Annotated in this window: 26 protein-coding genes and 1 tRNA gene; 6 read left to right on the top strand and 21 right to left on the bottom strand. The window is 62.1% G+C overall.

What is annotated here, in order from left to right; genetic code table 11:
• Positions 1–34 precede the first annotated feature (34 nt).
• From ACIOVD_RS22920 to ACIOVD_RS22900, 5 genes are all read right to left on the bottom strand, one after another.
• Positions 35–328, bottom strand: coding sequence for a YcgL domain-containing protein (locus ACIOVD_RS22920; RefSeq protein WP_095171651.1), 294 nt, complete (start codon positions 326–328; stop codon positions 35–37).
• Positions 325–1,458: a ribonuclease D gene (gene rnd / locus ACIOVD_RS22915; protein ID WP_095171649.1), complete on the bottom strand. Its 1,134-nt coding sequence runs from the start codon at positions 1,456–1,458 to the stop codon at positions 325–327. Before rnd ends, ACIOVD_RS22920 begins: the two co-directional genes overlap by 4 nt.
• A gap of 117 nt (positions 1,459–1,575) precedes the next feature.
• The gene (locus ACIOVD_RS22910; RefSeq protein WP_401130372.1) at positions 1,576–2,238 is read right to left on the bottom strand and encodes a class I SAM-dependent methyltransferase; all 663 of its coding nucleotides are present in this window, start codon (positions 2,236–2,238) and stop codon (positions 1,576–1,578) included.
• A 70-nt stretch (positions 2,239–2,308) separates the two neighbouring features.
• On the bottom strand, positions 2,309–3,958 hold the full coding sequence (locus ACIOVD_RS22905) for a phosphoethanolamine transferase (protein WP_401130370.1): 1,650 nt from the start codon (positions 3,956–3,958) through the stop codon (positions 2,309–2,311).
• 171 nt (positions 3,959–4,129) lie between these two features.
• Positions 4,130–5,512: a glutamine synthetase family protein gene (locus ACIOVD_RS22900; RefSeq protein WP_401130368.1), complete on the bottom strand. Its 1,383-nt coding sequence runs from the start codon at positions 5,510–5,512 to the stop codon at positions 4,130–4,132.
• Positions 5,513–6,162: 650 nt separating this feature from the next.
• Between ACIOVD_RS22900 and ACIOVD_RS22895 the strand changes: the two genes are divergently transcribed.
• Both ACIOVD_RS22895 and ACIOVD_RS22890 read left to right on the top strand, forming a co-directional pair.
• Positions 6,163–7,347, top strand: a complete 1,185-nt coding sequence (locus ACIOVD_RS22895) for a cyanate transporter (RefSeq protein ID WP_401130366.1) — start codon at positions 6,163–6,165, stop codon at positions 7,345–7,347.
• 102 nt (positions 7,348–7,449) lie between these two features.
• Positions 7,450–8,385, top strand: a complete 936-nt coding sequence (locus ACIOVD_RS22890) for a LysR family transcriptional regulator (RefSeq protein ID WP_401130364.1) — start codon at positions 7,450–7,452, stop codon at positions 8,383–8,385.
• A gap of 15 nt (positions 8,386–8,400) precedes the next feature.
• Here the strand turns inward: ACIOVD_RS22890 and ACIOVD_RS22885 are convergent, their stop codons facing one another.
• The 9 genes from ACIOVD_RS22885 to ACIOVD_RS22845 all read right to left on the bottom strand — a co-directional run bounded on the left by ACIOVD_RS22885 (position 8,401) and on the right by ACIOVD_RS22845 (position 17,518).
• Positions 8,401–8,766: a 5-carboxymethyl-2-hydroxymuconate Delta-isomerase gene (locus ACIOVD_RS22885; RefSeq protein ID WP_095171702.1), complete on the bottom strand. Its 366-nt coding sequence runs from the start codon at positions 8,764–8,766 to the stop codon at positions 8,401–8,403.
• A 77-nt stretch (positions 8,767–8,843) separates the two neighbouring features.
• Complete coding sequence (locus ACIOVD_RS22880; protein ID WP_401130362.1) at positions 8,844–9,764, bottom strand: LysR substrate-binding domain-containing protein; 921 nt, start codon at positions 9,762–9,764, stop codon at positions 8,844–8,846.
• Between the two features lie 157 nt (positions 9,765–9,921).
• Positions 9,922–11,103, bottom strand: a complete 1,182-nt coding sequence (locus ACIOVD_RS22875; protein ID WP_095171706.1) for a pyridoxal phosphate-dependent aminotransferase — start codon at positions 11,101–11,103, stop codon at positions 9,922–9,924.
• A gap of 49 nt (positions 11,104–11,152) precedes the next feature.
• Positions 11,153–11,842 (bottom strand): ABC transporter permease, encoded by a 690-nt coding sequence (locus ACIOVD_RS22870; RefSeq protein ID WP_095171708.1) that lies wholly within the window; start codon positions 11,840–11,842, stop codon positions 11,153–11,155.
• Positions 11,843–11,854: 12 nt separating this feature from the next.
• A complete protein-coding gene (locus ACIOVD_RS22865) occupies positions 11,855–12,568 on the bottom strand; it encodes an ABC transporter permease (RefSeq protein WP_095171710.1) in 714 nt (237 codons plus the stop codon).
• Between the two features lie 36 nt (positions 12,569–12,604).
• A complete protein-coding gene (locus tag ACIOVD_RS22860) occupies positions 12,605–13,381 on the bottom strand; it encodes a transporter substrate-binding domain-containing protein (protein ID WP_095171712.1) in 777 nt (258 codons plus the stop codon).
• Between the two features lie 52 nt (positions 13,382–13,433).
• Positions 13,434–14,249 carry an ABC transporter ATP-binding protein gene (locus tag ACIOVD_RS22855; RefSeq protein ID WP_401130359.1) on the bottom strand — a complete coding sequence of 272 codons (816 nt, stop codon included), beginning with the start codon at positions 14,247–14,249 and terminating at the stop codon, positions 13,434–13,436.
• Positions 14,250–14,298: 49 nt separating this feature from the next.
• Complete coding sequence (locus ACIOVD_RS22850; RefSeq protein WP_159994271.1) at positions 14,299–15,882, bottom strand: amidohydrolase; 1,584 nt, start codon at positions 15,880–15,882, stop codon at positions 14,299–14,301.
• 34 nt (positions 15,883–15,916) lie between these two features.
• Positions 15,917–17,518: a 5-guanidino-2-oxopentanoate decarboxylase gene (locus tag ACIOVD_RS22845; RefSeq protein ID WP_401130357.1), complete on the bottom strand. Its 1,602-nt coding sequence runs from the start codon at positions 17,516–17,518 to the stop codon at positions 15,917–15,919.
• Between the two features lie 249 nt (positions 17,519–17,767).
• On the opposite strand from ACIOVD_RS22845, the gene ACIOVD_RS22840 reads away from it, so the two are divergent.
• The gene (locus tag ACIOVD_RS22840) at positions 17,768–18,886 is read left to right on the top strand and encodes a succinylglutamate desuccinylase/aspartoacylase family protein (protein ID WP_401130355.1); all 1,119 of its coding nucleotides are present in this window, start codon (positions 17,768–17,770) and stop codon (positions 18,884–18,886) included.
• A gap of 176 nt (positions 18,887–19,062) precedes the next feature.
• Entirely contained in the window at positions 19,063–19,350 is a 288-nt protein-coding gene (locus tag ACIOVD_RS22835; RefSeq protein WP_401130353.1) for a helix-turn-helix domain-containing protein, read from the top strand.
• Between the two features lie 36 nt (positions 19,351–19,386).
• On the opposite strand, the gene ACIOVD_RS22830 is transcribed toward ACIOVD_RS22835, so the two are convergent.
• From ACIOVD_RS22830 to dapA, 7 genes are all read right to left on the bottom strand, one after another.
• Complete coding sequence (locus ACIOVD_RS22830; RefSeq protein WP_401130351.1) at positions 19,387–20,199, bottom strand: HNH endonuclease; 813 nt, start codon at positions 20,197–20,199, stop codon at positions 19,387–19,389.
• Positions 20,200–20,366: 167 nt separating this feature from the next.
• A complete protein-coding gene (locus tag ACIOVD_RS22825) occupies positions 20,367–21,407 on the bottom strand; it encodes an acyltransferase family protein (protein WP_401130349.1) in 1,041 nt (346 codons plus the stop codon).
• A 154-nt stretch (positions 21,408–21,561) separates the two neighbouring features.
• Positions 21,562–21,651, bottom strand: a tRNA-Ser gene (locus tag ACIOVD_RS22820).
• Between the two features lie 83 nt (positions 21,652–21,734).
• The gene (purC, locus tag ACIOVD_RS22815; protein WP_401130347.1) at positions 21,735–22,448 is read right to left on the bottom strand and encodes a phosphoribosylaminoimidazolesuccinocarboxamide synthase; all 714 of its coding nucleotides are present in this window, start codon (positions 22,446–22,448) and stop codon (positions 21,735–21,737) included.
• A 28-nt stretch (positions 22,449–22,476) separates the two neighbouring features.
• Positions 22,477–23,235 (bottom strand): MBL fold metallo-hydrolase, encoded by a 759-nt coding sequence (locus ACIOVD_RS22810; protein ID WP_095171832.1) that lies wholly within the window; start codon positions 23,233–23,235, stop codon positions 22,477–22,479.
• Between the two features lie 4 nt (positions 23,236–23,239).
• Positions 23,240–24,355, bottom strand: coding sequence for an outer membrane protein assembly factor BamC (bamC, locus tag ACIOVD_RS22805; protein ID WP_095171830.1), 1,116 nt, complete (start codon positions 24,353–24,355; stop codon positions 23,240–23,242).
• A 17-nt stretch (positions 24,356–24,372) separates the two neighbouring features.
• Positions 24,373–25,251: a 4-hydroxy-tetrahydrodipicolinate synthase gene (gene dapA, locus ACIOVD_RS22800; protein ID WP_095171828.1), complete on the bottom strand. Its 879-nt coding sequence runs from the start codon at positions 25,249–25,251 to the stop codon at positions 24,373–24,375.
• A 328-nt stretch (positions 25,252–25,579) separates the two neighbouring features.
• Here dapA and ACIOVD_RS22795 point away from each other — a divergent pair, with 328 nt between their 5' ends.
• The gene (locus ACIOVD_RS22795; protein ID WP_095080353.1) at positions 25,580–26,140 is read left to right on the top strand and encodes a glycine cleavage system protein R; all 561 of its coding nucleotides are present in this window, start codon (positions 25,580–25,582) and stop codon (positions 26,138–26,140) included.
• Between the two features lie 11 nt (positions 26,141–26,151).
• The gene (locus ACIOVD_RS22790) at positions 26,152–26,625 is read left to right on the top strand and encodes a peroxiredoxin (RefSeq protein WP_159994233.1); all 474 of its coding nucleotides are present in this window, start codon (positions 26,152–26,154) and stop codon (positions 26,623–26,625) included.
• The last annotated feature ends 122 nt before the right edge of the window (positions 26,626–26,747 follow it).

Genomic DNA, 26,747 nt, shown 5'->3' with positions numbered 1-26,747 from the left:
CGGCCACCGCCAGAAAATCCAGTGCCGGTCGCCGTCAGATCGGATCGTTACGTCGCAGCAACTCTTCGGGCAAGTGCTCGATGTACTCGTCTTCGGCTGGCGGCATTTGCAGGTGGTAGCCCTGCTTGTCGAGGTTTTCCAGGACCTGGGTAATGTCCTCACGCGAAAGCTTGCGCTCCGGAGTCAGCACCAGGTCGAAGGCGTGATGGGGTTTGCCGAAGGCCAGCAGCAGGCTTTCCGGTACGCGCTCCAGAGCATCGCTCTTGAGCACGTAGAGGTACATTTCGTTTTTCTTCAGGCTTCGGTAAATCGAGCAGATACGTTTCAAGGCTGTTCTCCGGCAGTGGCCAGGCTGTCGAGCAAGGCCTGGCCCATCAGTTCGCGGCGCCAGCCACGCAGCGATTCAGGCAATTGGTAGGGACCGTCCGGGAAGCCGCTCTTGAGCAAGGCCTCCAGGGTCTTCTTGCGCAACATCAGTTCGGGCGCGATGTTCAAGCGCTCCGCTTCGGCCTGGCCCAGCGCGCGCAGGCGCTTGACCAGGGCGGCGGCTTCGATCGGCAACGGCTCGGGCACAGCGGCTGGCCATTGCTCGGGGGGCACGCTGCCGGCCCGTTTGATCAGGTCCAGCAGGAACTCGCCGTCCTGGCGCACGGTGCGCGGGTGCATGTCTTCGATTTTTGCCAGCGCCGCGAGGTTATCCGGCTGGGTCCGGGCCAACGGCCACAACGAATGCTCACGCACGATGCGGTTGCGCGGCAGGTCACGGGCCCGGGCTTCAAGCTCGCGCCAGGCACACAGCTCGCGCAGCACGACCAGTTGGGCGCGGGACAGTTTCCAGGCCAGCTTGGCCTCGCGGTAGACCTCGTACGGGTCGGTTTCGCGGCGTAGGTTAGCCACCAGTTCGGCGCCATCCTCCAGGACCCAGGCAAACTTGTCGTCCGACAACTTCGGCCGCAGGCGCACGAACACTTCTGCCAGGTGCAGGGCGTCTTCGGCGGCGTAGCTGATCTGGGTCTCCGACAGCGGACGTTGCAGCCAGTCCGAGCGGGTTTCACCCTTGGGCAGGTCGATGTCCAGCACTTGCGAGACCAGGCGCGAGTAGCCCATGGAGAAGCCCAGGTTCAGGTAGGCGGCAGCCAGCTGGGTATCGAACAGCGGCGCCGGCAGGCTGCCGGTCAGGCGCAGCAGGACTTCGAGGTCTTCACTGCAGGCATGCAGCACCTTGAGCACAGCCGGGTTTTCCAGCAATGCCGCCAGGGGCTGCCAATCGTCGATGGTCAAAGGGTCAATCAGGTAAGCGCGCACGCCGTCGCCGATCTGCAGCAAGCCTGCAATCGGATAGAAGGTGTCGACCCGCATGAATTCTGTGTCGAGGGCGACGAACGGCAACTGCTGCCATTGGGCGCAAAACTGACCGAGGCTATCGTTGTCGCGAATCCAGTGAATATCGATGGCCACACGGCTCTCCCTTGAAGAATGGCGCGCAGTATATATCGCCCCCGGCGATTTCCGCGCATCCACTGAGCAAGAGCGTAGGCGAAATGATCTACGGCACGCGGTCAAGCGCTCGCCGGATCAGTCCTGGCTGAGTTTGCGCAGGACGTACACCCGGGTCGCAGCAATGCCCGGCAACACATCCTGGTGCATGAGGATCTTGAAGCCGGCCGCCTTGAACTCGGCCTCCAACTGGTTTTTTCCGCCCCCGGGCGCCGCCTGCGTCGCCAGGCCGGCGACCCAATTGCAGCGACCCGCCAGCCGCACCACCACAATCAAAGTGTCCCGGCTCACCCGCTGGAACTCCTGGAGCAGGGCCATGCGGTGTTCGGCGCACGCCAGGTGCTGGAACAGCGTCGAACAGACGATGCAATCCACCGCATTGGCCGACAGGCCGATGGAGAAGGCCGAACTCTGCAAGGTCCGGATGCGTGTCAGCAGGCTCGTCGAGTGGTGCGTACGGGCATGCTTGAGCGTGTCCGGGGAGGGGTCGGCCGCCAGGATCACCCGGTTGCCATGCTCCCCCAATACCGGCCAGTACCGTCCGACGCCACAGGCCACATCCAGCACCAGGCCAGGCTCCCCCGCTTCGTTGAGTGCATTGCGCAGTAACTGCTCGCGGCGCCACTGCGCCAAACGCTGGCGCCAGCTCGGTGGTTGGGGCTCGACGCAGGCACAGGCGTGCTGCTGGCCATGGCGCTCAGCAGATTCGCGCTCGATGGAAGATGGCGGGTGGGCGGACATGAGGGCGACTCTTATAAGGTGTCTGCTGGGGCCAGCCTGGGGGCTGGCGTAGAGATAAGGTGGCTGGCGTTCAATCCTTGGCCAGGACGCCGTCGACCACGGCACCTCGGCAGCCGGCGAACAGGTCCAGGTCGGGGTTGTAGACCTTGCTGTTGACCTCCAGCAGCCCCAGCATCGAATGAAACAGGTTGTCTTGGCTCAGGGGCTTTTCCCGGCTCAGTTGCAAGCAGTGGGTGTCGACCGAGAACGCCTTCTGATAACTGTCGGAGAACCAGGCGAGCATCGCGACATGCTTCTGCTGGTCGGGGGCGAGCATGTAGGGCGTGCCATGCAGGTACAGGTTGTACTCGCCCAGGGATTCGCCGTGGTCCGACAGGTACAACATGGCCGTGTCGACTTTTTCCTGGTTGTTGCGCAACAGGTCGATCAGCGTCGACAGCACATGGTCGGTGTAGACCAGAGTGTTGTCGTAGCCATTAACGATGCTTTCCCGACTGCAATTGTTCAGCGCGTTGCTCTCGCACACGGGGGTGAAACGCTCGTACTCCTTGGGATAGCGCTTGAAGTACTCGGGACCGTGGCTGCCCATCTGGTGCAGGACCAGCACGGTGTCCTTGTCCAGGGTGTCGATGAAGTGCTGCAGGCCCTGCAGCAGGATTTCATCGCGGCATTCACTGTTGGCGCAGAGCACCGGGTCCTTGAAGTTGCTGACATCTTCCAGGGTCACCCGGTCGCAGGTGCCCTTGCAGCCCGACTGGTTGTCCCGCCAGATTACGTCCAGCCCCGCATGTTTGAGCACATCCAGCAGGCCTTCCTCATTCTTCGCCTTGCTGGCGTCATAGTCCTTGCGCCCCATGTTGGAGAACATGCAGGGCACCGAGACCGCGGTTTCCGTGCCGCAGGAGTGCACGTCGGTAAAGGCGATCAGCCCCGCTTCCTGGTCCAGTTGCGGCGTGGTGTCACGCCCGTAGCCAAGAATCCCGAAGTTCTCGGCGCGGGCACTTTCGCCCACCACCAGTACGGTCAGCGATTTACGCCCGTGGGTCTGCCAGGTCGGATTGCGCTGGGCGTCTTCGCCGAGTTTGACGAACGGTTGCTGCGCAGACTTCACTTGCTCGCGCAAATAACCAATGGAAGCGCCGATGTAATTGCTCGGCACTACCATCAAGCGCAACTCGTGGTGATTGCGAAACAACGATGACAACCCTTGATAGTTAACAAGTGCCACGCCACCGATGACCACGGCCGAGGCGCCGGCGACCAACACTTTACTGAGCAACTCACGGTGCCAGCGACGATAACTAATCGGGGTTTTCCACAGAATAAATGACGGCAGCACACCCAATAACAAGTTGTACGCCAGCAACTTTATCGACAATAAGTCACGAACTTCGCTGGCATTGGTCTCGGCAAAGTTACGCAACATCCCGGCATCGACCAGCACGCCGTACTGACTCATGAAATACGCCACGCCGGCACTGGCCATGAACATCAGAGTCAGCACTGGCTTGAACACTGGACGGAAGGCCAGCAGGGTCAGGATCAGATTGAACGCACAGAGCAGCATGACGCCGAACGCCACCCGCATACCGATACCCTGGGCATCGCTGGCGGTAATGTCGAACAGGTGTTGCCAGAGGACAGCGTTGTAGCCAGCCAATAGAAACGCACTGGCAATCAACGTCACCCATTCCGGGCGCACGGCTTTTATTTTAAACATGGGAGGTCTGCTTGTTCCTGAAGTAGGTGCCGCCAACAAAGAACGAACTATTCTTTCCTGACCACGGCACAAACTTTAAGCAGCCTTGCATCAATATTTCGTGAAAAAGACGCCAACAAATAGTGGGTTAACAGCTATTTGTTGGCGTCCTGTTTGTTAACTATTCCTATCTCACGCCTGATGCAAGTACCAGCGCCAGTCCTGCTCGCCGACTTCGCCCATGAACTGGCGGTACTCGGCACGCTTGACTGCCAGGTAGACCCCAAGGAAAGGCGCACCAAACGCATCCCGGGCCCAGGCCGAGTTTTCCAGTGCCCGCAGGGTGGTCAGCCAGTCCGTGGGCAGCAATTCCTTGGCCTGGGCGTAACCGTTGCCCTCGACCGGCGCTCCCGGGTCGCGCTGCTCGCGAATGCCGCGATGAATGCCGGCCAGGATCGCCGCAGCGGCGAGATAGGGGTTGGCATCGGCGCCGCAGATGCGGTGCTCGATATGCCGCGAGAACGCCGGCCCGCCGGGCACTCGCAGGCTCACGGTGCGGTTGTCGACGCCCCAGGTGGCGGCCAGCGGCGCGTAGCTGTTGGTCTGGAAACGGCGATAGGAGTTGGCGTTGGGGCAGAACAACAGCAAGGAGTCGAGCAAGGTGCTGAGCATGCCACCGACCGCCTGGCGCAGCAGCGGCGTGCCATCGGGGGCGTCGCTGGCAAACAGGTTGTTGCCGTCCTTGTCGGCGATGCTGACGTGCATGTGCATGCCAGTACCGGCCAGGTCATCGAACGGCTTGGCCATGAAACAGGCACTCATCCCATGCTTGTGGGCCACGCCCTTGACCAGGCGCTTATAGCGCACCGCCTCGTCCATGGCCTGCAGGGCATCTTCGCGGTGCTCGAGGGTGATTTCGACCTGGCCCGGAGCGTATTCGGAAATCGCCGTGCGCGCCGGAATCCCCTGCAGCTTGCAGGCGGCATAGAGGTCGGCGAGAAACGGCTCGATCTGCTCCAGTTCACGCAAACCGTAGACCTGGGTCGAGCGCGGCCGCCCACCGTCGACGTCCCGCGCCGGTTGCGGGCGACCCTGGCTGTCACGCTGCTGATCGAGCAGGTAGAACTCCAGCTCCGCGGCCATCACCGGGTAATAACCATCGGCCTTGAGCCCATCGATCACCTTGGCCAGCAAATGCCGAGGATCGGCCACGGTCGCCGGCATGCCTTCTTGCGGGTGCATGCTGACCTGCACCGCCGCCGTCGGAATCTGCCGCCATGGCATGCGCTGCAAACTGCCGCTGACCGGGTAGGCGCGGCAATCGATGTCGCCGACCTCCCAGACCAGCCCGGAGTTTTCCACGTCGTCGCCATTGATGGTCAGGCCCAGAATGGTGCTGGGCAGCGGCCGCCCGCTCTGGTAGACCGCCAACAACTCATCGCGGTGCAACAACTTGCCCCGGGGCACGCCGTTGTTATCGACGATGAACAGCTCGAACATCTCGATATCCGGGTTGGCTTGCAGAAAATCATTGGCTTCTTGCAGGGAGGCAAAGGGGCTCGTGGCAACACTCATGGGAACGCTCGTATATCCGGGTCAGGCAGGCGCACAGGCACCGCCAGTCAGGCCCCGGCGCAACACCGGGGCCGTTGAAATGATTCAACGGGAAATACGCACATCCGGTGGGCGCGCATGGCGGCAATGCCATAGCGCCCAAAAGGCCAGTTCCGAAGGCAGGGCAGACAGGTTCAATGCGCTGGCGGGCAAGAATCGACGCCGAGGCTGACGGCATGACGCACTAGCGCCAGGCACAGCTGCGGGGTGAGTGTCGATCGAGCAACCGTCCATAGGGTAAACCGCAGAACATAGAGGGCGAACAGCGTCACACGGGGCAGTAAGTCGTTAAATCCACAGATCAAGAACCTTGGGTGCAGACTTGCTAAACATTTCCTCACTGCAATCCTGCGAGGACTGCGTCCTCGAACGCAGCCTCGCAGGCTCGGCAGCTGCTACGGGAGATTGGGGTATTGCTGAAATCTGTGGTGTGGCGCAGATCGCCATCGCGGGCAAGCCCGCTCCCACAGAGAAATGCGCTTCCCCCAGAAAAAACAGGCCGGCCCCCACCCCCAACAAATTTAATTTCTAAATCCCCCCGCAGACTTTCTGATTTGCCGCCACCCACCCCCAACCCGCCTAATCCAGCCCTAGCCCCCCAAGGTCCGATTATGCAAACCGTACGCGCCACCTCCCGCCCCGCGATCTGGCTGATGCTAGCCGTCGTTCTCGTCGCCCTGAACCTACGCCCGTCCATGGCCGCCATCGGCCCACTACTGACCGGCATCCGCAGCGACATCCCCCTGAGCTTCAGCCTCGCCGCCCTGCTCACCATGCTGCCGGTCATGGCCATGGGGCTGGCGATGTTCTTCGGCATGCGCATCAGCCGCCACCTGGGCGAACACCGCACCGTGGTCCTGTCGCTGCTGATCATCGGCCTGGCCACCGCCTCCCGGTTATTCCTCGACTCGGCCGCCGAACTGATCTTCAGCGCCGTCCTGGCCGGCATCGGCATCGCCCTGATCCAGGCACTGCTGCCGGCCCTGATCAAATCCCGCTTCAGCGATAACGTCTCGCTGTTCATGGGCCTGTATGTCACCTCGATCATGGCCGGCGCAGCCATTGCCGCCTCATTCGCGCCCCTGGTGATGATCAACACCGGCAGTTGGCGCATCGGCCTGGCGATCTGGGCGGCACTGGCGGTTGTCGCCTTGCTGTTCTGGTACGCCCAACGTTCGGCCATCGCCCCCCAGGCCAACCCAACCGGCAACAACACGTCCTTTGCCGGTAATCCCCGCGCCTGGTTGCTGGCCATCTTCTTTGGCCTGGGCACGGCGTCCTACACCTGCGTGTTGGCATGGCTGGCGCCCTACTACGTGGAGAAAGGCTGGAGTGAACAGAGTGCCGGCCTGGTGCTGGGGTTTCTCACCGCCATGGAAGTGATCTCCGGCCTGTTGACCCCGGCCCTGGCCAACCGCAGCCGCGACAAACGCCTGGTGCTGATGGTGTTGCTGGGCCTGATCGTCGCCGGTTTCTGCGGGCTGATCCTCAGCCCCGAGTCCCTGAGCCTGCTCTGGCCGTGCCTGTTGGGGCTGGGCATCGGCGGGCTGTTTCCAATGAGCCTGATCGTCTCGCTGGACCACCTCGACCATCCCCAGCGCGCCGGCGGCCTGACGGCCTTTGTGCAAGGCATCGGCTACCTGATTGCCGGGGTTTCGCCGCTGATTGCCGGGATGATCCGCGATCAACTAGGCAGTTTCGAATGGGCCTGGTGGGCCCTGACCGCGGTGGTGCTGGTGATGATGCTGATGGTCCTGCGCTTCGACCCACGCCACTATGCCAGGCACATCGACTGAGCAGCCGAGTCTGCGGCGCATGGTCCTGAGCCGCGCCTTCCGTTAGCATCCCTGGTCCAGGCGTGTGCACAACCTGCACACGCCGCTGAACGGACGTTATGGATGCTCAACAGTAACTTGCTGCGCAAGCTCGATATGCAGGACTTGATGGTGTTCATCGCGGTGTATGAACAGTGCAATGTCAGCGGCGTATCCGACGCCTTGTGCGTCAGCCAGTCCACCGTGAGTTATTGCCTGAAGAAACTGCGCACCAGTTTCGAGGACGAGTTGTTCATCAACACCCGGACCGGCATGCGCGCGACGGACAGGGCCAGCAGCATGTACCCCCATGTGCTGCAGATCATCGAGAGCATCAACCTGTGCCATGCCGGGGTCCAGGCGTTCGACCCGACTCGGCGGGCCGTGACCTTCAACCTCTGCGCCCCGGAATACTTCGAACAGTTGGTCCTGCCGCGCCTGCTGCGACGCTTCGCCCAGGTCGACCTGCCGGTGACCATCAATGTGCACAAACTCGAAAGTGAGATTCCCGCCGAAGAACTGCGCGACGGCCGCATCGATCTGGTGATCGGCTTCGGCCCTAATTTTCATCAGCACCACAGTGACTTCAAGTCCCAGGTTTTGCTCACCGATGACCTGGTGTGCGTGGTCGACCAGCACGCCCCGCACCCGACGCCGCGCTTCAGCCTGCAGGATTTCGCCCAGCGCCGGCATGTCTTTCCCACGCCCTGGACTTCCAGCACCAACATGGTCGATGGCTGGCTTGCGCAGCAGGCCCACAAACGGCAGGTTGTCGCCCGCGCCAACAGCTACAGTGCGGCGCTGAAGTTGATTGTCGGCACCGATTACCTGCTGGCCATGCCGCGGCGTATCCAGCAGTTGCTGGCCAGCGAACCCGGGTTCAGCCATTACGAGGCGCCCCAGGGTCTGCCGAGGTTCAGCTTGGACATGCTGTGGAGCGAGGCCAGCGACCTGGACAGCGCCAACACCTGGTTGCGCCAGCAGGTGATCGAGGCCTGTGTCGCGCAACCGCTGGATTGAAGGGTGCGGCGGGGCTCAGCGACCGATGGCGGTCTTGGTGTAGGACTCGCGGTCAATGTCCAGGACTTCGACGGACAGTTGCACCTCGACCCCGGCCGGCCATTCGCACAAGTCTTGCAGTACCGCCAGCAGGCTATCGGACAATTGCTTCTTGATCGCCGGTGAACGGCCACTGAGTATCGCCAGGCGCAACGCCACGAAGCCCCGCTCGCCCATGCCGGTACCTACACGGAATGCGCCTACCTGCATGGCCCGACTCTTGATGTCGAACTCATCGGCAAACTGCCCGGAACCGGCCAGCGCGTGGTTGAAACGCAGCAGCGCCACGTCCGCGTTGAGCCCTGGCAGGTTGTCGGTGTATTCCATGTGCAGGTGAGGCATTGCAGTGCTCCTTGGGTTAACCATCAAAGTGCCTACGTATAGCACAGACCGCTCCTACCGCCCTCAGCGACATTGGCCTAGATCTGCGGTGCTTCGCGGTCGCTCATGAAGGCTTCCAGGCGCGAGCGCAGCCAACGCTCGGCCGGGTCGGTGTCGACATGGCTGAGCCAGACCATGGACAGGTCCAGGGTCGGGGTGTGGAACGGGAACGGCTCCTTGAACAATTGCCCCGAGGCAGCCATGGCTGCGGCGGTGTAGTCCGGCAGGCTGGCGATCAAGTCGGTGCCCGCCAACAAGGCCGGCAAGGCACTGTATTGCGGCACCGATAACACCACCTGGCGGGTGCGGCCGATCTCGGCCAGCCACTCATCGGCAAAGCCGCTGACGTTGGCGGTGTGCGAGACCAGCACATGGGGCCGGGCGCAGTATTCGTCGAGGGTCAGCGGCGTGTCCGAGGCATCGGCACGCAGGATGCTGGGCTGGATGTGGCGCAACAACTTGCGCTTGGCATTGGCCGGCAGGCCACGGGTCTGGCTGATGCCGACGGTGATATCGCCTGACGCCAGCAAGTCGGGAATCCGCCAGTAGTCAACATGCTGCACCACGAACACCACCTGCGGCGCTTCCTGGCGCAAGGCGCGCAACAACGGTGGCAGCAGGCCGAACTCGACGTCATCGGACAGGCCGATGCGAAAGGTCATGGTGCTGCTGGCGGGATCGAACTCGCGGGTCAGGCTCAGGGCCGAAGACAAGGCGTCGAGCGCCGGAGACAGATGCTGGATCAGCTCTTCGGCCCGCGCCGTAGGCTCCATGCGGTGACCGACCCGGATAAACAGCGGGTCGTTGAGCATGATGCGCAGGCGATTGAGTGCCGAGCTGATTGTGGGCTGGCCGAGAAACAGCTTTTCCGCCGCGCGTGTCACGTTGCGTTCGAGCATCAGCGTTTCAAACACCACCATCAGGTTGATGTCGGCCTTGCGCAGTTCATTGCGATTCATCTACCGCCCCCAGTCCCCAAGACTGGCGACAGTTTAGGAAGCCGTGGGGAGTGCCGTCCATCGACATCGACGATTGATTGCACACCCGTGGGCAAACATCCGCTAGCCAACACCCGGCGGCCCGCTCACTCGGGGCGCCGGGTGCCATGAGCCACCGTCAGTTGCGCGCCTGAAGCCCTTCGATAAAGCCGGCGATACGCCCACAGGCGTCGCTCAACGCGGCATCGGAGACGGTGAAGGAGATCCGCACGAAACCGGCGGTGCTGGCCCCAAAGGCGCTGGCATCGAGTACCGAGACACCCGTGGCGCGGAACAGCTGCCAGGCGAAGTCGGTGCTCGACAGGCCGGTATCCCGCACATCCACCAGCATGAACATGCCGGCCTCGGGCACCTTGCACTTGAGCAGCGGCACGTTGCGCAACCCGGCGACCACCAGGTCACGCCGACGGCGATACAACTCGCGCGCCTGGCCGACCACCTGCTCATCCAGCTCCAGCGCCTTCAACGCGGCGGCCTGGATGAAGCCCGGCAAGCCATACAGCATGCACAGCAGCAGGTTATCCAGATGGCCGATCAGTTCCTGTGGCCCGACCACCCAGCCGACCCGCCAACCGGTCATGGCATGGGACTTGGACAGGCTGTTGAGCACCACGGTGCGTTCGCCCATGCCTTCCAGGGTCGCCACGCTCTGGTGCGCACGATCGTAGGTGAGCTGGCCGTAGACCTCGTCACTGATCACCCACAGGTTGTGCCGCTGGGCCACCAGGGCCACCGCTTCCAGTTCCTCGCGGGTGTAGACGTTGCCGGTGGGGTTGTTGGGCGTGGCCAGGGCGATGCCGCGAGTCTTGTCAGTCACCACCGCCTCGATGGCGGCCAGGGTCAAGCGGAAATCGTTTTCCGCCGGTTGGGCAATCGGCACCAGGCGGGCACCGCTGGCCTGGATGCTCGCCTCGTAGGTCAGGTACATCGGCGCCGGCACCAGCACCTCATCGCCGGTTTCGAACAGGCACATGGCGGTGGCGTACAAACCATTCTGCGCACCAGCCACCAGGGCCACGTTGGCGGCGGACACCGGCTGGCCGAGCAAGGCCGTCTGCTTGGCGGCAATCGCCTCGCGCAGGGCCGGGCGGCCGATCACGTGGCAGTAGTGGGTGTCGCCTTCGTTCAGGGCCTGGATCGCAGCCGCGCAGATCTCGTCGGCGGTGGCGAAGTCCGGATCGCCGATACTCAGGACGATGGCATCTTCACCCCGAGCCTGGGCATCACACGCGGCGTAGTGAATGTCCCAGGCGCTGACCGTCTCACCGCTGATGCGCTGGACCATGGACGAATATTTCATGAAAAACTCCTTGTGAGCCCTCGGGCCGACGTATCAACACAGCGTGAAGTCAGGCCTGTCGTTGGGGCGTTTTGCCGATACGGGCAAAGCCTTGTTCGATCAAGATCGCCAGAATGATGTAAATCACCGCCACCACCAGCAGCGGCTCATAGACTCGCAACGTTTGCGCACGCACCAGGTTGGCCGCACCGAGCAAGTCGGTGACCGCAACGGTGGAGGCCAGCGCCGTGGCCTTGAGCAGCATCACGCTCTCCCCTGCCAGGGTCGGGCGCAGCATCTGCAAGGCACGCGGCATCCATACTCGCCGCAGCACCAGCCAGGGCCGCATGCCATAGGCCCGCCCCGCTTCCAGCTCGCCACGCGGCACTGCGCGCAAGCCACCGCGCAGCACTTCGCCGACATACGCCGAAACGCTCAGGGTCAGGGCAAACGCAACGTACCAGAAACCTTCACGCAAGTACGGCCAGAACATGCTGCCGCGAATCAACGGGAAGGTAGCGAACAGGCTACCCACGCCGTAGTAAAGCACGTAGATCTGCACCAGCAAGGGCGTGCCACGCAGGACGCTGGTGTAGAACCGCAGGCCGTTGGCCAGGAAACGGTTCTTCGATAAGCGCCCCAGGGCCACGCCAACCGCCATCAGGAACCCGAAGAAACCCGAGATCAGCAACAGCTGCAGGGTCAGCCCTGCACCCTTGACCAACTCGTTGTAAAAACTGCTCAACCACTGAAAGTCCATGCCTGCCCTTCCCTATGAGTGCCGTGGCATCCAGCGTTCGAAGCGAACTTCGACCTGCCGGAACACCGAACTGGAAACCAGCGTGATCAGGTAATAGAACGCCGCGACCGCGAGGTAAAACAGCAAGTAGTGTTTGGTCGAGGCCGCAGCCTGGCGCCCGGCAGTCAGCAGTTCGCTGTAGCCGACTACGCTGATCAGCGCGCTTTCCTTGACCAGCACCAGCCACAGGTTGGACAGGCCGGCGATGGCGAACGGCAGCATGCTCGGCAGGATTACCCGGCGCACCAGCATCAAGCGATTGATGCCATAGGAGCGCGCGGCTTCGATCTGGCCGTGGGGAATCGATTCGATCGCCCCGCGGATGATCTCCCCCGAGTACGCGCCCTGCACAATGCCCAGCACCACCACGGCGGCCATGAACCCGTTGATCTCGACACTCGGTTGACCGAGCGCCGCCATCGTCAGGTTGATCAGGTCGGCACCGGCGTAATACAGCAGCAGGATCAGCAACAGCTCCGGCACTGCGCGGTACAGCGTGGTGTAGCAATTGGCACAGACCACCATCCAGCGTGGTCCCTTGAGTTTGACCATGGCCACGATCAGGCCGATAGACAGACCCAGGACAAAGGCGCCCAGGGAAATACCCAGGGTTTTCACCATGCCCTGCGCCAGGGCCTGGAGCCAACCGTCGGCAAAAAACAGCCGGGAAATTTCAGAAACAGTCATGAGCACACCTTCGCTGGGTTTGCTTGAGGTACCGGCTTACTCGAGGGCCGAGATGTCGGTCTTGAAATAGCGCTCACGGATTTTTTCGTAGCTGCCGTCGGTTCGCAGCGATTGCAGGGCCACGTTCAGACGCTCACGCAGGGCATCGTTGCCCTTGCGCACGCCCGCACCCACGCCGTCACCGAACAAGGGGTCGAGCGGAGCCACGCCCTTGCTCGCGAGCATGGCGTTGTCTGGCAGTTCGAGCAGCGGCTCGACCACCAACTGGTCGGCCAGCATGATGTCGACACGTCCGCTGCGCAGGTCGGCGAGGAGGTCGTCCTGGTCGTTGTAGTAACGGATGGTCGAGTCCTCGGCGTAGTACTTCTTGACGAAGGCGGCGTGGGTGGTGGAACCCTGCACGCCGATGATCTTGCCCTTGAGGCCGGCCGGGGTTGGGTCCAGTTCCAGGTTGCGCTCGCCGATCCACAGGGCGCGGGTGAAGAAGTACGGCTGGGTGAAGTCGATCACCTGTTGACGCTCGGGGGTGATCGACAGGGAGTTGAGCACCACGTCGACCTGCTGCGATTTGAGCGCCGGGATCAGACCGTCCCAGGACATTTCATTGAGGCTGCATTCGGCCTGCATGCGGGCGCAGACGGCGGTGATCATCTCCGGCTCGAAGCCGCTCCAATCGCCCTTGCCGCTCTTGAACGAGAACGGCGGATAGGGTTCCAGGGCGATGCCGAACACCAGTTTGTCCGCGGCCATCGCGCTGCTCGCGATGCCGGCCAGCAAGCAGGCTTGCAGGGTAACCAACAGAGTTTTTTTCATGCAGGGTGCCTCTTTCAGGTTGTTGTTATCGAGGTTGAAAAAACCGGCGCGATTACCCGCGGTTGTCCTGGGCCATGACAAATTGCCGGCAGCGTTCGCTGCGCGGATCCAGCAGTACCTGTTGGGGCGGGCCTTCTTCCTCGACCCGGCCCTGGTGCAGGTAAATCACCTTGCTCGACACATCCCGGGCAAAGGCCATTTCGTGGGTCACCAGAATCATCGTGCGGCCTTCCTCGGCGATGCCCTGGATCACCCGCAACACTTCGCCCACCAACTCCGGGTCGAGGGCCGAGGTCGGCTCATCGAACAGCATCACTTGCGGGCGCATGGCCAGGGCCCGGGCGATGGCCACGCGCTGTTGCTGGCCGCCCGACAGAAACGCCGGGTAGGCATTGCGCTTGTCGATCAGGCCGACTTTTTCCAGCAGTTGCTCGGCGTGGGCGGTGGCTTCCTTGCGGTCCTCTCCGAGCACATAGACCGGGGCTTCGATGACGTTCTCCAGCACTGTGCGGTGCGGCCACAGGCTGAAGCTCTGGAACACCATGCTCAGGCGGGTGCGCAGGCGCTCGACCTGACGCGGATCGGCGACCTGCGCGACCCCATGACGTCCAGTCTTCAGGCGTACTTCTTCGCCATTGATGCGCAGGCTGCCGCTGCAGGGAATTTCCAGCAGGTTGATGCAGCGCAGCAGCGTGCTCTTGCCCGAGCCGCTGGAACCGATCAGCGAGACCACCTCGCCCTCCTTGGCGCGCATCGAAATGCCCTTGAGGACGTGGTGGTCGGCGTAGCTTTTGTGCAGGTCGTCGATGGCGACGACCGAGGTGTCCGCTGCCGGCTGCGGGATGTTCACGTTGGTGAGTGCTTGCACGTCTGGCTCCTCGAATACTGGGGGATGCGGTACACAGGGCTGCGGGGCATTACTCGTCCTCGCGCGCCGGAATCCACCACTCCTCACCGCGTACGGTGGTGATGTACTCCGGCCAGCGGAAACGGTGCGGCGCCTGGAAGTCGGCGGGCAACAGGGGCGCCTGCCAATGCTCACCACCGATGCCACCGCCGGTGCGCTGGTTGAACTCGGCCTTGGCTGCCGCCAGCAGGTCGTCGTTGCAGAACAGGTCGAGCAAGGTGCTGGCGATGGTTTTGGCCGCCACGTCGATCATCGGGTCGATGGTCTGCGGGATGCCGCCCAGGGCGTTGGAGACCCAGTCCGGGTAGACATGGCCGGCGGGCGCAGAGAGCATCGGCCGCGCGACGAGCAGGCGCACGGTCGGGCAATGCCAGGTGTATTCGGGGTAGTCGTCGGAGGTCAGGTACTTCTGCCAGGCCGGCATTTGCAGGCGCATCTGGCGTTCGCACTCCTGCGGCTCGATCAATTGTTCGATGGCTGGCAGGAAGGGTTCGGCCATCGGTTCCAGGCCCAGGTTGCGCTGAATGTCGCGGGCGATCTCGCAGGCTTCCAGGCCCCATTGCGGCGCACCGATGGCGGCCAGGTTGTCGTAGGTGGCCTGGGCCAGCACATGGTTGGCCAGGCCGCCACGGGACTTGCACACCCAGGTCTTTTTCCATTGGCAACCGGTGGCCATCGCCGCGGCGGCAGCGTTGTTGTCCATCACCGAGGAAATGGTTTCGGCCTGCTCGATCGAGTCGCAACGCAGCAGGTACTGGATCTGCGACAGGTGCGGCGGCAGGTTGTCGGCGGTGGCCTGGCCGGCAGTGAGGATAGCTTCGTTGTAGCTCCACAGGCCGGTGAACGGCAGGGTCGAACGGCGCAGGCTTTCATTGAGGTTGTAGAAGTGCATCAGCGCATCGTTGGCCCCCGGCGCGCGGGCTGCCAGGTGGTTCTGCGGGATGGGGCTGTAGCGGTCGGCGGCGATCCAGTTCTGCGGGTCTTCGCAGGTGAAACTGTAGATGTAGGCGTAGGCGATTCCGCAATGGGTATCCCAGGTGGTGGTGTTGTTCAGCGGCAGCATGTAGGTGGGGTGAAAACTGATGGCCGCATCCAGGTTGTCGTAGTAACCCTTGGCGGCATGCACCGGCTTGGAGGCGCGCAGCTTTTCTGCCGGCTCACCGAAGAAGCGGATGGTGCCCTGGATGCCAAACTCGAGCATCGCCGCCTTGGCCGCCAGCACCCCACCCAGGGCACTGATGCCGAGTGCCGAATGCGGGTCGGTGTGCCCGGGGGCAAACCGCGACAGGCCGTCACGCGGCATCTTGCGGGTGGTCGCGGCCTGGCAATTGCCAGGGACCGCGTCGTACTCGGCATAGGTCGCCAACACTGGGCCATTGCCGTTGCTGAAGGTGGCGCAGAAGGCGGTCGGCATGCCGCCACTGCCCTCTTCCACGGTGAAGCCTTCCTTGCGCAGCAGCTCTACATACCAGGCGCAGGACTTGTACTCGCGAAACGCCGGTTCCGCGTAGTGCCAGATGATCTGGTGCCAATCAGACAACTGCTGGCGGTGCTGGTCGATCCATTTACGGGCAAATCTTTTCTGCAATTCCATGCGGCTCTCTCCCACAGATTCGGCGAATTGATGCTCAGGCAGACAGGAAGGCTGCGGCGTCCAGTTCCAGCAGGACCGGCTGGTGGGTGTCGGCCAGGCGGATCAGCGCTTCGCGCAACTGCTCGCGGCTACTAACGGACTGGTGCTGGACGTGGCAGGACTTGGCCAGCGCGGCGAAGTCCGGCGGCAGGATGTCGACGCCCAGTGGCGGGATCTCGCGGGCGGTCATGTAGTCGCGGATCTCGGCGTAGCAGTGGTTGTTCCACAGCACCACGATCACCCCTGCCTCGGCCTCACGCGCGGCGATCAACTCGGCGCTGGAGAACTGCACCCCGCCATCCCCCACCACTGCCAGTACCGGGCGCTCGGGCATCGCCAGCTTGGCGCCGATCGCCGCCGGCAAGCCGTAGCCCAAGGTGCCGAAACCGGTGCCGGCGTTGAACCAGCTGTTGGCTTGCGGCGCCCGGTAGCCCAACGCGCCCTGATACACCGGCTGGGTCGAGTCGCCGACCACAATCGGCGCCGGCAGGCTGTCGCGCAGGGTGTCGAGCATCTGCTGCATGACGTTTTGCTTGGGGCTCCAGCTCGCCCGCTCGGCGGCATTGACCCGCGCCACGCCAAGGCCGGCCCAGTCACTGGCGGGGCGCTCGGGCACGGCGCTCAAGAGTGCCTGCAGACCTTGCCCGGCGTCCCCCAGCAAACCGACATCGGCACGGGCCGCGCCGAGAATCTGCAGTGGGTCGATGTCGAGACGAATCAGCGGCGCATTCAAGACCAGCGGCCCTAGGCCAAAGAAGTCGTAGTCGGTCTCGCCCAGTTCGGTGCCGACCGCCAGGACCACGTCGGCCTCGGCAAACAGCGCCCGGCCATGGGCCGACGACTGCACGCCATCGAGCAGCAACGGATGTTCCGGCGCCAGCAGGCCACGGGCATTGGTGGTCAGGGCCACGGGGGCCTGCAGCCGCTCGGCCAGCGCTTGCAGCAACGGGCCGGCGCGCCGGGCGCCGCCACCCGCGAGGATCAACGGCTTACGCGCGGCGGCCAGCAGTTGCACCGCTGCGTCGATATTCACTGCGGCCGGGGCCGGGGCTTGCGGCAAGGTGCGCGGGCGCAGGTCGAGGCCATCGGCCGGCATCTCCAGCACGTCGAGGGGGATTTCGATATGCACCGGCCGTGGCCGCGCGCAACTGAACAGCGCAAAGGCACGGGCCAGCACTTCCGGCAATTCCTGCGGGCGTTGCAGGGTATGGCTGAAGGCGCAAACCCCGGAGACGACGGCACGCTGGTCGGGCATTTCATGCAGATAGCCATGGCCCAGACGCTGGTGTTCGCGACGGCTGGTGGTGGAGATCACCAGCATCGGCACTGAGTCGGCGTAGGCCTGGCCCATGGCGGTGAGGATGTTGGTCATGCCGGGGCCGGTAATGATGAAGCACACCCCGGGCTTGCCGCTGGCGCGGGCATAACCGTCGGCCATGAAGCCGGCGCCCTGTTCGTGCCGTGGGCTGATGTGGCGCAGCGAACTGCCGTGCAATCCGCGATACAGCTCGACCGTGTGCACGCCGGGAATGCCGAACACCGACTCCACGCCGTAGCCTTCGAGTAACTGGACGAGCGCCTGGGCACAACTGGTCATGCGAGCACCTCTGTATTGTTATGGTTATGTCAGGCATGCGCGGCCTGATTCGAGGGCTCTAGTATTGGTGACAAAACAATTACATCAATCGAAATAAATTTGCGTCTTTGTCCAATTTAATTGAACAGATCGACCGTCGATGAGGGGGCGAAAGGATCATATTGCTCACCAGTGATGGGCAAATTATTCGATTGTGGGGGTTGGGCATTTTCATAAAGATGCTGCGACGGCCCCCATAAGGAAGACCCCATGCTTGTCCGGCACCAGCCCCTCTTGACCCGCAATCCCTGCACCCAGCGCCAGCTGATCAGCCTGCATTACGGTCAGCCCGGGGGCGCCGGCAAGGTGTACCTGCAAGCCAGCCTGCACGCCGACGAGTTGCCCGGCATGCTCGCGCTGCATCATTTGCGCCAGTTGCTGGACGAGGCCGAGGCCCGTGGCGAGATCCTCGGGGAAATCGTGCTGGTGCCGATCGCCAACCCAATCGGCCTGGAACAGACGCTGATGCACGATGCCATGGGTCGTTTTGACTACAACAGTGGCGAGAACTTCAACCGGCGTTACCCGGACCTGGCGCAGATGATCCAGGCGCAGCTTGGTGATGAGCTCAACGACGACCCGCAACACAACCTGCAGCTGATTCGCCGCGCCATGGCCGCTGCCTTGCACGGGATGCTGCCGGGCAGCGAGCTCGACTCCCTGCGCCAGGCGCAATTGCTGCTGGCCCACGACGCCGACTTCGTCCTCGACCTGCATTGCGACGCCCAGGCGGTGGTCCACCTGTACGGCGAAACGCCTTATCAGGCCCAACTCGAACCCCTGGCCCGCTACATTGGTGCCCAGGCCACCCTGCTGGCCAGCGGCACCGGTGCCGGCTCGTTCGATGAAGCCTGCGGTCAACCCTGGTGGCGCCTGGCGCAACAGTTCGCCGACCGCTTCCCGATTCCCCCCGGCTGCGTCGCCGCCACCGTCGAGCTGCGGGGCGAAGCGCAAGTCGAGCACCCACTGGCCAGCCAGGACGCTGCCGCGCTCTACGCCTTCCTGCAACACCGCGGCCTGCTCGCCGGCACCGCGCCGCCGCTACCCGCCCTGCTCCAGCCCATCACCCCCTTCGACGGCTCCCTGACCCTACGCGCCCCGTGCGCCGGGCTGGTGGTGTTCCTGCACAGCCCGGGAGCCTGGATCGAGCGCGAGCAACCGGTGGTCCACATCATTGACCCCATCAGCGGCACGACCCAGGTGGTGTGCAGCACCACAAGCGGAGTGATGTACATGCGCAGCGCCATCCGCTTTGCCGCGGCGGGAGTGGAGCTGTGCAAGGTGGCGGGAGCGGTGCCGTTGGCGGGTGGGGTGGTGGTTTCGGCGTGATGAGTTGTGTTGCGCACCATTGCGTAGAGCACTGCTTAATTCGCCGTTACAACCGAATAGATGAAAGTCGCTCAAAGGCGGAATAGGATTGCCTGGAAGTAAGCCATTGGCGTACACGCCCTGGCTACCGACAGGCGCAAAGCGCTGAAGACTGCCATCGAATATTGGAGATAACCATGAGCAAGTTTTTTGATGAGCTGATGGAAAGTGTGCAGCAGATGGACGAAATCGTCCGAGGGGAACGCCGCCCCTCCTGTGAATTTCATGTAGACGCCCTGCAGGTCAAACAAATCCGCAAAGCGACCGGCCTGACACAGGCCAAGTTCGCGGCGCTGATTGATGTGCAACTTGGCACCTTGCGCAATTGGGAGCAAGGTCGCCGTGAGCCGACAGGTCCGGCCAAGGCTTTGCTCAAAGCCATACACAATGATCCGGTGCATGTCTTGAATGCGTTGGCCGGTTGAATGGATGACCTCCCTCCTCCCCCAAAAAACCTGAGCTCAACCGAAATGGGCTTGGCGATGGCAGTTCGGGCAGAGCACCGCAACATTGGCAAGATTGTCCAATCCACCATCCGCAAGGCGGACCAGATGATGGACTTCTAGATAGGGCGTGCCGTTTGACTTGCGGTTGAAAGGTGCCAGTTTTTTACAAACTTCGCATGATCCGCCAGCCCGATATAGAGCCTCAGCCACTACGTCGGGATCTCTTACAAAGTACGTCGCAGTGAGCGTGAACTGAACAGGGACTACGTCCTTTTTCTTTGCCAGTCTGGCCAACCTTGCTGCAGAAGTATCATTCGAGGATACCCGCACCTCAGCCTCGGACACGGCAAGATACTGGGCGACTGTACCTCCAGGGTGATCGATGAGTAGCTCAGCGTTTGCCACCACCTCACGGAGCTTACGCAAGGTCAGCTTGCGAAGCTGCTCATAGTAATGAATGTGAAGTCTTGTGGCCTTCAACGCCTGCGTCAGTGCCTGTATACCAGCGTCTTGGTATGTACGGTGCAGATAAAGCTGAGTCGTCTCGACGTTGATCGCGCGGTGGTAACATTTCCCTTGCCGCATTATCCGGTAGACGTTGATCAGGTCATTGGCGTAGGTGGCGCCAACCTTTTCACCCACTAACCGATCAACACCTTGCTTGATCGTCAATGACTGCTCAAACACTTGAACAGCCACATCGTATGCACTTTGAATTTGATGGGTAGTGAGCAGGTTCGCCATAGTTTTCTCTTTTAAAAAATGAACTGAATTGCCATTACTCAAGAGATCGGACTGCGGTAAAAGCTCGCCGTAGCGAATAGCCATAGGCAGCCCACCCCCTTCTGTGAGAGCGAGCCGGACGGCGATCCGTCTGATCGCGATGGGCGCGAGCATAAGTACCTGCTCACTGGAGAAACGTGGCGCGCTTGAGACCTTCGCGAGCGAGCTCGCGCCTACAGTGAGCGTGGTGTTTTTGAGATCGTTGCTCGGTCCTACAATGCGTTGGCAGGCTGTGCCAGGAGGCTTCGCGGTCGGGTCAGGCGGGCCAGGGGTTTTTCCAGCACGTAGTAACAGACCACGCCGCCCAATATGCCCACGGTGACCGAGCCTGCGAAGTAATAGAGGGCCAGTTGCTCGTTGAGTATCTGGCCGAACAGCCAGACAAAGAGCACGTACCAGATCCGCTGGGAAATCGGATGGGAAAGGTACAGCGAGTAGGACACCTCCCCGAAGAACAGCGGCAACGAGCGCACCTGGGTTTTTATCGTTTTCTCGAGCGCGACAACGCCTGCCACCAGTAGCAGCGCAGGCAGTCCATAGATCCAGAACCGCGTAGCCTGGTTCGCGTCCACCAGCAGTAACATCGCCATAGAAGACACCACCAGAAGCCCGCCCATGCTCAAGTTGAGCTTGGGCAAACGCCCCCGAAAATACCCCAGTGCCACCCCGGCGACGAACTCCAGCATGATCGGCTGGGTGTAGGTGAAAAGCAGTGGATCGGCAAAGTTGAAAAGCGCCCCGCAGCATGCCAGACCGGCAAAGACCGCCAGCACCAGGAAAAATCGCTGGCGCGGGTCTTTCACCAGTAAGCAGAAGCCAAACACCAGGTAGAAGAACATCTCATACACCAGCGTCCAGCCAATGGTGTAGACCGGCGTGATATCGCCCACATCCGGGTTGCGCGCAGGAATGAACAGCAGCGACTTGAGCACAAAGCCCACGTCCAGGCCTCGCGAGTTGAAGAACAGCGCAGGCAGGAGCAGTGCAGCGGCCACCAGCATCAGGGTAAACACCCAGTACAACGGAACCACCCGCAGCACGCGCGAGCGCCAGAAGCCCAGGGGACTTTTGCCTTTGCCCTCGGTGGTGACCCACATGACAAAACCCGAGATCACAAAAAAGATATCGACCCCGAACTCCCCCACCGGATGACTGAAGTAGGGCGCGACCACCGACATGACCATGGAGTGGTAGACGATCACCAGCACCGCCGCCAGGCCACGCAGATATTGCACGCCGTAATATCGCTCCATCCACACCATCCCTGTGTTCTTCGTGACTAGTCGGCTGATGCTAGCCAATCCTGGCGATGAACGGTTTTATATTCCTCGTGCTGACTAGAAAATTAAAAACCGCAAAACGAAAAAGCCCCCGTGCTTTTCAGCGACGGGGGCTTTTTCTGTGTAATGGCGGAGAGATAGGGATTCGAACCCTAGGTACCGGTGAAGGTACAACGGATTTCGAATCCGTCCCATTCGGCCACTCTGGCATCTCTCCAACGGCGCGCATCATAACAGCAGGTTCACCGAATGCAAACCCTAAAGTGAATTTTTTTCCGTGCTATCAGATGCTTGCGTCGATTACAGCGGTACGCCAAGGCGGTTGGCGACTTCTTCGTAGGCTTCGATTACGTCGCCCAGACCCTGGCGGAAGCGGTCCTTGTCCATTTTCTTGCCGGTGGCCTTGTCCCACAGGCGGCAGCCGTCCGGGCTGAATTCGTCGCCCAGGACGATGCTGCCGTCATGGAACACGCCGAATTCGAGCTTGAAGTCGACCAGCAGCAGACCTGCGTCGTCGAACAGCTTGCTCAGTACTTCGTTGACCTTGAGCGACAGTTCTTTCATGCGCGCCAGTTGCTCGGCGGTGCCCCAACCGAATGCCACGACGTGGGATTCGTTGATGAACGGGTCGCCCTTGGCGTCGTCCTTGAGGAACAGTTCGAAGGTGTAAGGGTTGAGCTTCATGCCCTCCTCCACACCCAGGCGCTTGACCAGGCTGCCGGCGGCGTAGTTACGCACGACACATTCAACCGGGATCATGTCCAGCTTCTTCACCAGGCACTCGTTGTCGCCCAGCAGCTTGTCGAATTGAGTCGGCACGCCGGCTGCTTCGAGTTTCTGCATGATGAAGGCGTTGAACTTGTTGTTCACCATGCCTTTGCGGTCGAGCTGTTCGATGCGCTTGCCGTCGAACGCCGAGGTGTCGTTGCGAAACAGCAGGATCAAGCGGTTAGCGTCGTCGGTCTGGTAAACCGACTTGGCTTTGCCGCGGTAGAGTTCTTCACGTTTTTCCATGATGGGCTCCGCTTGCTAAGTAGATGGGCTAGGCGATATGTCGCCAGTCGAGCCCTGAATCTTGATCGGCCAGTTGCAGCCAGTCCGGGTCGCACCCAAGGGTGTCGACAAAACATTGCCGGGCCAGCTGCGGCAGGTTGTTCTTGCTGCTCAGATGGGCCAGTACCAGGTGTTGCAGGTCTTTCCAGCCCAACTCGGACACCAGGAATGCCGCCTGGTGGTTGTTCAAATGTCCCAGCTCGCCACCCACCCGCTGCTTGAGAAAGGTCGGGTAGTGACCCCGAGCCAAGCGGTCGCGGCAGTGGTTGGACTCGATCATCAACGCATCGAGGTCCTTGTAGCCGTCCAGCACGGTGGCACAGTACGAACCCAGGTCGGTCAGCAGGCCAAAGCGCCGGGTGCCGTCACTGAAGACGTACTGCGTCGGTTCCTGCGCATCGTGGGCCACGGCGATCACGCCAATCTCCAGCCCACCGATCTGCAGCTGGTCGCCCCCGGCCACGAACCCTGCCGGATCAACCGGCTTGCGCATCCCGCGCAAGGTGCCACGACTGAGGTAAACCGGAATATTGTAGCGCCGAGACAGCAAACCCACGCCATGCACGTGGTCGGCATGTTCGTGGGTCACCAGAATCGCGCTCAGTTGCGCCGGGTTTATCCCCAGGCGCAGCAGGCGTTTTTCGGTTTCTCGCAGGGAGAAACCACAATCGACCAGCACGACGGTGTCGTCACTGGCTATCAGCGTGCCGTTCCCTTGGCTACCGCTGCCGAGAACGGCAAAACGCATCAGATCAGCCCAGGTTGTCCTGAATCACGCCCAACACTTTGCGCGCCACTTCAGCCGGCGCAACGGTGTTGATATCTTTTTCGACGGTCACCTGGACGTTCTCGCCAACCTTGCTCAGGCGCACCTGGTAACGCTCGGCGCGCGCCTCGACTTCTTCCTTGACCGGAGAGCTGCCGAACAGGCTGGCGAAGAAGCCTGGCTTCTCGTCCTTGCGCTCGGCTTTTTCGGCCAGGTTGATGTAGTACAGGCCCAGGCTGCGGTTGATGTCTTCCACGCGCCATTCGCCCTGCTCCAGCGCGCGACCCACGCTCGACCAGGCACGGTCGAGGTCGTTGCCGACGTTGAGCACCGGGTTGCCGCTGCCGTCTTCGATCAGGCTGACTCGGCTTGGGGCATCGAAATCACGGGAAGCGAGCATCGACACCGAACCGCCCTTCTCGGAGATGCGGCTCATGCTGACCAGCATGTCGTCGACCAGCGCAGCGTCCAGGCCAGTGTTGACCGAACGGTTGGTGAAGGCCACGTCGTCGCTGCTGCCAGCAGGACGCTCGGCGCTGACCACGTAGACTTCACTGGTGTTGCGCTGCACGCCTGGCTCGATGCGCACCCGTACCCGGGTTTCGGCATCGGCGGCCACGCCGGCGCTGGCCAGGCGTTTGGTCATGGTTGCCGACAGTTCGTCGGAACGCTGCCAGGTGGTGGTGAATTCGCCGGTTTGCGGACGCTGCTGGTCCAGGCGGAAACCGTTGTCCTGGAAGAACTGCACCGCCACTGGCCAGACTTCGGCCGGAGGACGCTGCGCCATTACCCAGCGCGAGTCGCCGCTTTTCTGCAGGCTGTAGTCGCTGGCCTCGGCAATCGCCGTCAACGGCTGCGGACGTGGCACCACGTACTCGCCCTTGACGGTGTCGTCGGCCACGTTGCGCGGGATTGGCAGCAGTGGGTCCAGACGCTTGGCGGTCTGGACGTCCGGCGGCAGTTGCATCGGGGCAGTCTGTTGCGCTTCGAGGTAATCGCTACCACGGTCACGGAAATAACCTTCCGGGCCCCAGACCCATCCACAGCCACTGGTGCTGGAGATAATCAAGGCAAGTGCGGAAAGTCCGGCCAGTCGCTTCATGCGTATTACTTCCTCAATTAAACCAATACGCCGGACTGGCGCAGGGCCTGTCGCAGCGGTTCGTGACAGGCTTCGCTGAGCCAGGTGAGCGGCAGACGGATACCGTCCGGCATCAAGCCCATCTCATGCAGCGCCCATTTCACGGGGATAGGGTTGGACTCGATAAACAGGGTTTTATTGAGCGGCATCAGTTTTTCGTGGATCGCCCGTGCGGTCACGGCGTCACCCTTGAGGGCGGCGTTGCACAGGTCGGCCATGTCGCGCGGGGCAACGTTGGCGGTCACCGAGATGTTGCCTTTGCCGCCCAGCAGGATCAGCTCCACGGCAGTCGCGTCGTCACCGGAGAACACCAGGAAGTCTTCGCTCACGCCATCGAGGATGGCCTGGGCGCGGGACAGGTCGCCGGTGGCTTCCTTGATCCCGATGATGTTGTTCACGGTCGACAGGCGGATCACGGTCTCGGCCTGCATGTCGCACGCCGTGCGGCCCGGCACGTTGTAGAGGATCTGCGGGATGTCGACGGCTTCGGCGATAGCCTTGAAGTGCTGGTACAGGCCTTCTTGCGTCGGCTTGTTGTAGTACGGAGTCACCAGCAGGCAGGCGTCGGCGCCGGCGGTCTTGGCATTGGAGGTCAGCTCGATCGCTTCACGCGTCGAGTTGGCGCCGGTACCGGCGATCACCGGGATACGCCCGGCTACCTGCTTGACTACATAACGAATCACTTCGATGTGTTCGTTTACGTCGAGGGTTGCCGACTCACCAGTAGTACCGACGGCCACGATGGCGTGGGTGCCGTTTTGCAGGTGAAAGTCTACCAGTTTGCTGAGGCTGTCCCAGTCCAGACGACCCTGTGCATCCATGGGTGTGACCAGTGCCACCATACTGCCCGCAATCATGCAACCGCTCCTGCCGGAAAAAGAGAGCGGTAATGGTACTGGCGCCAAGATGCTTGCACAAGCGAAGTACTGCGCTCATGCCATTCCCCTTGGCGCCGCTTTTCGCTACCCTTCAGACTTTGATCAGTACCGACAGGCTCATGTGCCGGGTTCAAGCCTCCATTTTCGGCTCCACAAGCCCCGCCCCTGCGTTGCCATCTACCCGAACTCACCTTGTTTGAGCTCGCAGCAACCCTCTGGCTCGGGCTTTGTTGATAACGCATCCGGACCCACACCCGACGAATCAGCCTATAAACGTACCGACCGCTCATCGCTTTAGGAATGCTGCATGTCCACCCCCACAGTTCGCGAACAATTCCTTGTCATCAGTGCCCTCGGCGCCAACCCCATGGAGCTGACTAACGTCCTGTGCCGCGCCAGCCATGAAAATCGCTGCGCCGTGGTCACCTCCCGCCTGACTCGCCATGGCGAGTGCAGTGCACTCATCCTGGAGATTTCCGGTTCCTGGGACGCCCTGGCGCGCCTGGAAGCCGGTCTGCCGAGCCTGGCCAAGAAACACGCCTTCACCGTCAACGTGGTACGCAGCGCGGCGCTGGAAAATCGCCCGCAAGCCCTGCCGTATGTGGCTTACGTCAGTTCTGCCTACCGCTCGGACATCGTCAATGAGCTGTGCCAGTTCTTCATCGACCATAACGTCGAGCTGGAAAACCTGACCTGCGACACTTATCAGGCCCCCCAGACTGGCGGCACCATGCTCAACGCCACCTTTACCGTGACCCTGCCGGCCGGTGTGCAGATCAGTTGGCTGCGCGATCAGTTCCTCGATTTCGCCGACGCGCTGAACCTCGACGCGCTGATCGAACCGTGGCGCCCACAGAACCCAATGTAAGGAAGCTTTCCATGGCCGTCGCTATCGACCAACCGGTCGCCGACTTCGAAGTCCCCGCCACCAGCGGGCAGACCGTCAGCCTGGCCGCCCTCAAGGGCAAGCAGGTGGTGATCTACTTCTATCCCAAGGACAGCACCCCGGGCTGCACCACCGAGGGTCAGGGTTTTCGTGACCAGTACCCACAGTTTCTCGCGGCCAACACCCAAGTGTTTGGCGTTTCCCGCGATAGCCTGAAGTCCCACGAGAACTTCAAGTGCAAGCAGCAATTCCCCTTCGAGCTGATCAGCGACAAGGACGAAGCCCTGTGCCAACTGTTCGACGTGATCAAGCTGAAGAAGCTGTATGGCAAGGAATACATGGGGGTTGATCGCAGCACCTTCCTGATCGACCAGCACGGCGTGCTGCGTCAGGAATGGCGCGGGGTGAAAGTGCCGGGGCATGTGGATGCGGTGCTGGCCGCGGCGCAGGCGCTGGCCAAGGGCTGATTTATTCGGCGTCTGCGATGACGCCATCGCGAGCAGGCCGCAAGCGGGCGCGCGCGCCCCCCCGGGGGGGATGTTAGACGGGGGGGGCCGCGCCCCCGGGGGGGGGGGGGGCCGGGGGGGGC

Source organism: Pseudomonas sp. NPDC087626, from assembly GCF_044743405.1.
Classification (GTDB): domain Bacteria; phylum Pseudomonadota; class Gammaproteobacteria; order Pseudomonadales; family Pseudomonadaceae; genus Aquipseudomonas.
Note: the sequence above shows the minus strand (reverse complement) of the source record. Positions and strands in the feature narration are given on the sequence as shown.

What these genes read in the sequence shown, in the direction of transcription:
- ACIOVD_RS22910 (WP_401130372.1), bottom strand. Translation starts at nt 2,238, where the DNA reads ATGTCCGCCCACCCGCCATCTTCCATCGAGCGCGAATCTGCTGAGCGC.
- ACIOVD_RS22905 (WP_401130370.1), bottom strand. Translation starts at nt 3,958, where the DNA reads ATGTTTAAAATAAAAGCCGTGCGCCCGGAATGGGTGACGTTGATTGCC.
- ACIOVD_RS22900 (WP_401130368.1), bottom strand. Translation starts at nt 5,512, where the DNA reads ATGAGTGTTGCCACGAGCCCCTTTGCCTCCCTGCAAGAAGCCAATGAT.
- ACIOVD_RS22895 (WP_401130366.1), top strand. Translation starts at nt 6,163, where the DNA reads ATGCAAACCGTACGCGCCACCTCCCGCCCCGCGATCTGGCTGATGCTA.
- ACIOVD_RS22890 (WP_401130364.1), top strand. Translation starts at nt 7,450, where the DNA reads ATGCTCAACAGTAACTTGCTGCGCAAGCTCGATATGCAGGACTTGATG.
- ACIOVD_RS22885 (WP_095171702.1), bottom strand. Translation starts at nt 8,766, where the DNA reads ATGCCTCACCTGCACATGGAATACACCGACAACCTGCCAGGGCTCAAC.
- ACIOVD_RS22880 (WP_401130362.1), bottom strand. Translation starts at nt 9,764, where the DNA reads ATGAATCGCAATGAACTGCGCAAGGCCGACATCAACCTGATGGTGGTG.
- ACIOVD_RS22875 (WP_095171706.1), bottom strand. Translation starts at nt 11,103, where the DNA reads ATGAAATATTCGTCCATGGTCCAGCGCATCAGCGGTGAGACGGTCAGC.
- ACIOVD_RS22870 (WP_095171708.1), bottom strand. Translation starts at nt 11,842, where the DNA reads ATGGACTTTCAGTGGTTGAGCAGTTTTTACAACGAGTTGGTCAAGGGT.
- ACIOVD_RS22865 (WP_095171710.1), bottom strand. Translation starts at nt 12,568, where the DNA reads ATGACTGTTTCTGAAATTTCCCGGCTGTTTTTTGCCGACGGTTGGCTC.
- ACIOVD_RS22860 (WP_095171712.1), bottom strand. Translation starts at nt 13,381, where the DNA reads ATGAAAAAAACTCTGTTGGTTACCCTGCAAGCCTGCTTGCTGGCCGGC.
- ACIOVD_RS22850 (WP_159994271.1), bottom strand. Translation starts at nt 15,882, where the DNA reads ATGGAATTGCAGAAAAGATTTGCCCGTAAATGGATCGACCAGCACCGC.
- ACIOVD_RS22845 (WP_401130357.1), bottom strand. Translation starts at nt 17,518, where the DNA reads ATGACCAGTTGTGCCCAGGCGCTCGTCCAGTTACTCGAAGGCTACGGC.
- ACIOVD_RS22840 (WP_401130355.1), top strand. Translation starts at nt 17,768, where the DNA reads ATGCTTGTCCGGCACCAGCCCCTCTTGACCCGCAATCCCTGCACCCAG.
- ACIOVD_RS22835 (WP_401130353.1), top strand. Translation starts at nt 19,063, where the DNA reads ATGAGCAAGTTTTTTGATGAGCTGATGGAAAGTGTGCAGCAGATGGAC.
- ACIOVD_RS22830 (WP_401130351.1), bottom strand. Translation starts at nt 20,199, where the DNA reads ATGGCTATTCGCTACGGCGAGCTTTTACCGCAGTCCGATCTCTTGAGT.
- ACIOVD_RS22825 (WP_401130349.1), bottom strand. Translation starts at nt 21,407, where the DNA reads ATGGAGCGATATTACGGCGTGCAATATCTGCGTGGCCTGGCGGCGGTG.
- purC (WP_401130347.1), bottom strand. Translation starts at nt 22,448, where the DNA reads ATGGAAAAACGTGAAGAACTCTACCGCGGCAAAGCCAAGTCGGTTTAC.
- ACIOVD_RS22810 (WP_095171832.1), bottom strand. Translation starts at nt 23,235, where the DNA reads ATGCGTTTTGCCGTTCTCGGCAGCGGTAGCCAAGGGAACGGCACGCTG.
- bamC (WP_095171830.1), bottom strand. Translation starts at nt 24,355, where the DNA reads ATGAAGCGACTGGCCGGACTTTCCGCACTTGCCTTGATTATCTCCAGC.
- dapA (WP_095171828.1), bottom strand. Translation starts at nt 25,251, where the DNA reads ATGATTGCGGGCAGTATGGTGGCACTGGTCACACCCATGGATGCACAG.
- ACIOVD_RS22795 (WP_095080353.1), top strand. Translation starts at nt 25,580, where the DNA reads ATGTCCACCCCCACAGTTCGCGAACAATTCCTTGTCATCAGTGCCCTC.
- ACIOVD_RS22790 (WP_159994233.1), top strand. Translation starts at nt 26,152, where the DNA reads ATGGCCGTCGCTATCGACCAACCGGTCGCCGACTTCGAAGTCCCCGCC.